The following is a 7,135-nucleotide window of genomic DNA, read 5'->3' on the forward strand; positions in this document are numbered from 1 at the left end:
GGGGCCCCGGACGGCCTGAGACGGCCGTCCGGGGCCCCTGCCCGTACCGGTTGTGCGGTCAGCCGCCGATGACGACGCGGCGGACGCCCTCCCAGCGGGCCGGGTCCGTCGTGCGGCGGCCGTCGACCAGGACGCGGACGTCCGGGAGGTCGGCGGCGGCCAGCTCGCGGTACTCGGCGTGGTCGGCCTGGAGGATCGCCGCGGTGACCGTCTGGCCCTCGTGCGGGACGAGGCCGTGCGCGGCCAGCTCCTCGGACGTGTACATCGGGTCGGAGACGAACGGGACCGCGCCCCGCGCCCTGAGCGCCTCGACGGTCGGGAAGACGCCGGAGAAGGCCGTCTCCTTCACGCCGCCGCGGTAGGCCGCGCCCAGCACCAGCACGCCCGCTCCGTCCAGGTCGCCGTAGGCGGCGGCGAGCAGGTCGACCGCGTACTCGGGCATGGCGGCGTTGGCCTCGCGCGCCGAGCGCACCACGGTGGCCGACGGGTCGTTCCAGAGGTACATCCGCGGGTAGATCGGGATGCAGTGGCCGCCGACGGCGATGCCCGGCTGGTGGATGTGGCTGTAGGGCTGCGAGTTGCAGGCCTCGATGACCTTGAGGACGTCGATGTTCTGCTCATCGGCGAAGCGGGCGAACTGGTTGGCCAGGCCGATGTTGACGTCCCGGTAGGTGGTCTCGGCGAGCTTGGCCAGCTCGGACGCCTCGGCCGTGCCCAGGTCCCAGACGCCGTTGGCGCGCGGCAGGTCGTCGCGGTCGTCGAAGTCGAGGACCGACTCGTAGAACGACACACCGTGCGCGGCCGAGGCCTCGTCGATCCCGCCGACCAGCTTCGGGTAGCGGCGCAGGTCCGCGAAGACCCGGCCGGTGAGCACCCGCTCCGGGGAGAACACCAGGTGGAAGTCCTCGCCGGCCTTCAGCCCGGAGCCCTCCTCCAGCATCGGCGCCCAGCGGGTACGGGTGGTACCGACCGGCAGCGTGGTCTCGTAGCTGACCAGGGTGCCGGGCTTGAGGCCCGCGGCGATCGCCTTCGTCGCGGCGTCCATCCAGCCGAAGTCCGGGGTGCCCTCGGCGTCCACGAAGAGCGGGACGACGACCACGACGGCCTCGGACTGCGCGACCGCGGACGCGGTGTCCGTCGTGGCGGTGAGCAGCCCGGCCCCGACGGTCTCCTTGAGCTTGACGTCCAGGTCGTGCTCGCCGGGGAACGGCTCGGTCCCCGCGTTGACCAGCTCGACGACCTTCTCGTTGACGTCGGCGCCGATCACCCGGTGGCCCTTGGCGGCGAACTGCACGGCCAGCGGCAGACCGATCTTGCCGAGGGCGACTACACAGATGTTCATGGTTACTTCCTCTTGGAGCGCTTGGCGCCGGTCAGCCGGGATCGCAGCCGCGAGCCCAGCGAGGTCTTGGGCGGATGGAGCGGGCCGGTGCTGATCACCATGCGCCCCTTGGGGTTCACCCGGGCCGCCACGCGGTAGGGGTCGTCGGCCCCCCACCGTCGGGCGAGCGGCATGGGCTGCCCCTTGCCGCGTACCGGGATCTCGTAGGTCCGGCCCCCGGCGTCGACCGAGACCCGGACACCGAGCGTGGCCCGCGTGCGCCGGAGCGGAATCCGGACGGTGACCAAAGTGCCCTGGCCGCCCGGCTCGGGGGTGCGGCTGAAGTCGCCCACGGGAGCGGGGAGCTGCTCCCCCTCGTCGAGGCGGCGGGCACCGGCCTTGTCGGAGGAGCTGGGCATGGCGCCCGAGGCGAGCCGTACGTACACCGTGTCCGTGTCGCCCAGCACGGGAACCCGCACCGTGATGTCGAGCGCGAACCCGTCGGCGTCCTGGTGCCAGTCGGCGGAGTGCAGCCGGGTGCCCGAGCCGAGCCGGCCCGCCACCGGGCCCAGCAGCTGGAAGCTGCTGTCGGGCAGGGCGTGGAGGCTGTCGCGGAATCCCGGGTAGCGGGCGTACGCCCGGCCGTCCTCCAGCACGGTCGGCGGCATGGTGCCGGAGGTGTCCATGCTGACCAGCTCGGCCAGCTCGTCGGTCTCGCCGGCGAACACCCAGCGGAAGCGGAGCCGTTCGGGCACGCTGAGCCGCTGCTCCATGGAGTCGAAGGACGAACCGTAGTAGTCCTTCATGAACGCCGCGGTGGCGTGCACGCACTCGGCACGCCGCTCCGGCGTCATGGCCAGGAAGTTCTCACCGAAGATCCAGGCCAGGTCGACCTTGAGGAGGCGTATCGCGAAGGCGTCGTAGAGCTCGCCGGGACCGGCCAGCTCGGCGAGCTTGTCCAGCGCGTACCCGCACACCTTCAGACGGTTCTCGAACCGCGCCCGGTAGGTGATGTTGCTGTCGTCGTCGCGCCGGACCGCGTAGTAGCAGTCGTAGTCGGCGACCACCGAGATGGTCCTGGCCCGGACGTACATCTCCAGTGTGAACGGCATGTCGCAGCTGACCGGCAGGTCCTCCGCGTACCGGATGGCGTGCTCCTCGATGAGGGCACGCTTGTACATCTTGGTGTTGGAGATCGCGTAGAGCGCCCCGGAGCCGATGAGCGGGATGTTCGCCTCGGTGGCGCGGAAGACCGCCCGCGGAATCGACCGGTTGCCCACGGCCACCATCTTGCCGAGCACGACGTCCGAGTCGTTCGCGTCGGCCATGGCGACCATACGCTCCAGCGCCTCGGGGCCGAGGTAGTCGTCGGCGCCCACGAAGAAGACGTAGCGGCCCGTCGCCTCGGCGAGCGCCACGTTGTTCGGCCGGGCCGGTCCGCCGGAGTTCTCCTGGTGGACCACCTTGAAGGTGCCGGGGAACCGGTCCGCGAAACGGTCGAGCTCCTCCCCGCTCCCGTCGGTGGACCCGTCGTCCACGGCGACGATCTCGAGCCGTCCGAGCCCGATGCTCTGCCCGACGAGCGACTCCAGGCACTCCGTCAGCGCGGGCATGGTGTTGTACACGGCCACGACGACCGTGACATCGGGCACGGCGGGGGCAGTGGGTCTACCGGTCACACGGTCACCTCGGCGGCTCTCTCGACGGATACGCGACGACTACCGGGCAGCAGCTTCGTGTACACCTCGTCGAGCGCCGCCGCCTGGGCTTCCCAGGTCCACTGGTCGAGCAGTCCAGGCCGGTCGTAGACCTCCCGGTACTTCTTCGGGTCGGCGAGGACCGCCTTCACCGCGCGGACGTAGTCCGCCACGTCCTCCGCCGTGAAGACCTCTCCCTGGCCGGTCTCCGCGACCATGGCGCCCATCGTCTTCACATCGCTGACCACGAACGGCAGCCGGGCGTGCGAGTACTCGAAGAACTTGGTGATCAGGGCGATCTCGTGGTTCGGCCAGTGGTGGATCGGGATGACCCCGAGGTCCGCCGCCGCCAGGAAGCGCACGACCTGGTAGTGCGGTACGTACGGGAGGATGTGCACCCGGTCGGCGACCCCGAGCTCCGCCGCGCGCTCCGCAAGTCCCGTCATGTACCCGGAGTTCGGGCGCAGCACGATGAACGCGACGTGCAGGCCGGGCAGTTGCGGCAGCGACTCGACCATGATGTCCAGGCCGCGCTGCGGGGCCGCCGCGCCGCTGTAGACGGCCAGCGGTACGTCGGATCCGATGCCGCACAGCTCGCGCAGGTCGGGTACCGGCTCCGCGGCCTGCTCGGGCGAGATCTCCGCGTCGGGGGCGTTCAGGACGACCGCGGGCTTCTCGGCCAGCCCGTGCCGCTCGACCAGCATGTCCGCGAGGGTCGAGGAGACGGTGGTCACCGCGTCGGCGTACTTGGAGTACGCGAGCTCGTGGAGGCACTGCGCGACGTGCCAGCGGGGGTGCGGATCCCACGGCTTGATGCCGGGCAGGAACTCGTGCGCGTCCCAGACCAGCTTGACGTCGCGCTTCGCGGAGCGCGCCCGCATCACGGCCCGCGCCCCGATGCCCAGCATGCGGAAGTCGTTGGCGTGGATCAGGTCGGGCTTCAGCTCGTCGATCACCTTGCCGTAGGCGAGATCGAGGTCGAGCAGGAAGGGATCGAGCCTGCGCCAGGCCCGGTCGCCCATCGTGCGCTGCCAGAACGCCGTGGTGAAACGATCCAGCGGAGCGTCCATCCGCTTGCGCCGCTGCTCCAGGGCGTGGGTGCTCCGCAGCCGCGTGCTGACCCAGCGGCTGGCCACCTTCGCGCTGACCCGCTCAGGGAGGAGGGCGGCCTTCGTCAGCGCCGCCCCGTTCTCGTTCGCCTCGATGCGGCGGAGCTTGAGGTCGGCCCGCCAGGCCTTCATCTTCTGCTTGCGGTACGCGCCGAGCGGTCCGGGCCGGTAGGCCAGGGGGGAGCGCAGCGGGGCGCGCCGGTACTCGTGCCTGCGGCGCTGCATCGGTCCGGGCACCTTGAGCAGCCGGACCTGGGCGTCGCCGAGCATCCAGTGCTGCTCGGACTTACCGGGCGACTTCCCGAGCAGGATGACGTCCCAGCCCGCCTCCGCAGCGGAGCGGGCCTCCTTCTGGACGCGGGAGTCCCCGTTCACCCCGTTGTCGACGAGCATGACGATCCGGCCCCGGCTTCCCGGGCGCGGCGTCGTGATGTTCTCAGGATCCATGTGTGGCCAGCTCTCCCGCGGAGATCGTGATGGTGCGTCCGCTCCGCGCCGATTCCAGGACCGCCGCGGCGACCTCGACCGTGCGCAGGCCGTCGCGCAGGGTGCAGATGTCCTGGACGGTGCCGCGTACCGCGTCGCGGAAGAGCTCGTGCTCGACCAGCAGCGGCTCGCGCTTGGGGATGGCGTAGCGGATCATGTCGCCCTCGGAGACACCCCGGAACGCCTGGAGCGCCTCCCACTCGGTGGCGACCGCGGCGTTCGAGTGGAAGGTGAGGTCGGCGGTGAGGGTGTCCGCGATGAACGTGCCGCGCTCGCCGGTGACGGAGGTGAAACGTTCCTTGAGCGGGCTCAGCCAGTTGACCAGGTGGTTGACCATGGTCCCGTCGGAGAGCCTGCCCACGGCGGAGACCATGTCCTCGTGCGGGCGGCCGGACTTCGACACGGTGTGGGCGGCGATCGAGGCGTACGTCTGCCCCGTCACCCAGCCCGTCAGGTCGATGTCGTGGGTGGCGAGGTCCTTGACCACACCGACATCGGCGATACGGTGCGGGAAGGGGCCCTGGCGCCGGGTGACGACCTGGAACACCTCGCCCAGCTCACCCGCCTCCAGACGGGCCCGCATCGACCGCAGCGCCGGGTTGCAGCGCTCGATGTGGCCGACGCCCGCGACCAGGCCGCGCGACTCGAAGGCCTCGACCAGGCGCCGGGCGCCTTCCACGGTGTCCGCGAGCGGCTTCTCGATCAGCGCGCAGACGCCCGCCTCGGCCAGCCGGAGCCCGACCTCCTCGTGCAGGGCGGTGGGGCAGGCGACGACCGCGTAGTCGACGCCCAGGGCGATGAGCTCGTCGACCGTGGACAGCACGGGGGCGCCCTGCGCCCAGCCGTTCTTGTCCCCCATCGGGTCGACGACACCGACCAGCTCCACACCCTCCAGGCCGGCCAGCACACGGGCGTGGTGGCGGCCCATCGAGCCCAGGCCGACCAGGCCCGCTCTCAGTCCTGCGGTCACTGTATTTCTCCCAGCGAGTTCACTGCGGTGACGATGCGCTCAAGGTCCTGCGCCGTCAGCGAGGGGTGCACGGGCAGCGAGACGACCTCGGCGGCGGCACGCTCGGTCTGCGGCAGATCCCAGTTGCGCCCGGCCTTCTGGTCGGGCTCCCAGTACGGCTTCAGCCGGTGGATCGGGGTCGGGTAGTACACGGCGTTGCCGATGCCCGCCTCGGTCAGCCTGGCCATGGCGGCGTCCCGGTCACCCTGCACCCGGATGGTGTACTGGTGGTAAACGTGGCGTGCACCCTCGGCGACGGGCGGAACCGTGACGTTGGGCGCGCTGATGTGCTGGTCGAGGTACGCGGCGTTGGCGCGCCGCTGCTCGGTCCAGCCGAGCACCTTCCCGAGCTGTACGCGCCCGACGGCGGCGGACACGTCGGTCATCCGCATGTTGGCGCCGACGATCTCGTTGGCGTACCGCTGCTCCATGCCCTGGTTGCGCAGCAGCCTGAGGGTGCGCGCGACCTCGGCGTCGGCCGTGGTGATCATGCCGCCCTCAAGGGAGTGCATGTTCTTGGTCGGGTAGAAGCTGAAGGTACCGCCGGAGCCGAAGGCACCGACCGGCGTTCCGCCCAGCGCCGCGGTGTGCGCCTGGCAGGCGTCCTCCACGACGGCCAGCCCGTGCTTCCTCGCGATCGGCATCAGCGCGTCCATCGCGGCCGGGTGGCCGTACAGGTGGACGGGCATGATCGCCGCCGTACGGGGCGTGACGGCCGCTTCGACGGCGGCCGGGTCCAGCCCGAAGCTGCCCGGCTCGATGTCGGCGAAGACCACGTCGGCGCCCGCCAGGCGGACCGCGTTCGCGGAGGCCGCGAAGGAGAACGACGGGACGATCACCTCGTCGCCCGGACCTATCCCGAGGGCGAGCAGCAGCAGATGGAGCGCCGAGGTGCCCGAGTTGACCGCCACACAGTGGCGTCCGTCCACCAGCTCCGAGAAGCCCTCTTCGAAGGCCGCGACCTCCGGTCCCTGCACGACGCGGCCGCTGCGCAGTACGCGCACCACGGCCTCGATCTCTTCTTCACCGATCACCGGTCGGGCCGCAGGGATCATCTCCCCGTTGTCGCTCGACATGGACACCCTCCTTGACACCGCAAGATCATGTGAGAGGCGATGACTCCAAGGGCCTGCGAATGTCGAATGAGGCTCCGCCGCCCCGGCGCATGGCCGATTCCGTACCAAAACATTGTGCACAAATCGCCCTTTTGTCTCAGGTGTGGCACACCTGGGCGGAGGGCTTTCTGGTTCTGCCTATGGGGCCGACGCACCGGTCAGCCGTCTGGAATCGGACTGATCAGTGGCAGCCGCGTCAGATTATCAGGGTTTTCACAGGGGGTTTCGTGGAGGTAAAGGGCAACGTGACGCAGACCTCATGACTGCTCGGCGAAGGGGGAAACACGGAGGGGTGGGGGGGGGGGGGCGGCGGCCCCCCCCCGCGAGGGGGCCGGCGGCGGGGGGGGGAGCGGGGGCCGGGGGGGGGGGGGGGCGGGGCGGGGGGGGGCGGGGGGCGC

At 70.9% G+C, this 7,135-nt stretch carries 5 protein-coding genes; all 5 read right to left on the reverse strand.

What is annotated here, in order from left to right; translation table 11 throughout:
- Nucleotides 1–58 precede the first annotated feature (58 nt).
- Genes ACFVWY_RS24340 through ACFVWY_RS24360 form a run of 5 tightly spaced genes read right to left on the reverse strand, consistent with a single transcriptional unit; the run spans nt 59 to nt 6,698 of the window.
- Nucleotides 59–1,342 (reverse strand): nucleotide sugar dehydrogenase, encoded by a 1,284-nt coding sequence (locus tag ACFVWY_RS24340; RefSeq protein WP_389876115.1) that lies wholly within the window; start codon nt 1,340–1,342, stop codon nt 59–61.
- A gap of 2 nt (nt 1,343–1,344) precedes the next feature.
- Nucleotides 1,345–3,000, reverse strand: a complete 1,656-nt coding sequence (locus tag ACFVWY_RS24345) for a glycosyltransferase family 2 protein (RefSeq protein ID WP_389876118.1) — start codon at nt 2,998–3,000, stop codon at nt 1,345–1,347.
- Entirely contained in the window at nt 2,997–4,574 is a 1,578-nt protein-coding gene (locus tag ACFVWY_RS24350) for a glycosyltransferase family 4 protein (RefSeq protein ID WP_389876121.1), read from the reverse strand. Before ACFVWY_RS24350 ends, ACFVWY_RS24345 begins: the two co-directional genes overlap by 4 nt.
- Complete coding sequence (locus ACFVWY_RS24355; protein ID WP_389876123.1) at nt 4,564–5,583, reverse strand: Gfo/Idh/MocA family protein; 1,020 nt, start codon at nt 5,581–5,583, stop codon at nt 4,564–4,566. Before ACFVWY_RS24355 ends, ACFVWY_RS24350 begins: the two co-directional genes overlap by 11 nt.
- Nucleotides 5,580–6,698, reverse strand: coding sequence for a DegT/DnrJ/EryC1/StrS family aminotransferase (locus ACFVWY_RS24360; protein WP_389876126.1), 1,119 nt, complete (start codon nt 6,696–6,698; stop codon nt 5,580–5,582). Before ACFVWY_RS24360 ends, ACFVWY_RS24355 begins: the two co-directional genes overlap by 4 nt.
- Nucleotides 6,699–7,135 lie beyond the last annotated feature (437 nt).

The sequence above is a fragment of the Streptomyces sp. NPDC058195 genome, assembly GCF_042883525.1.
Taxonomy (GTDB): Bacteria; Actinomycetota; Actinomycetes; order Streptomycetales; family Streptomycetaceae; genus Streptomyces.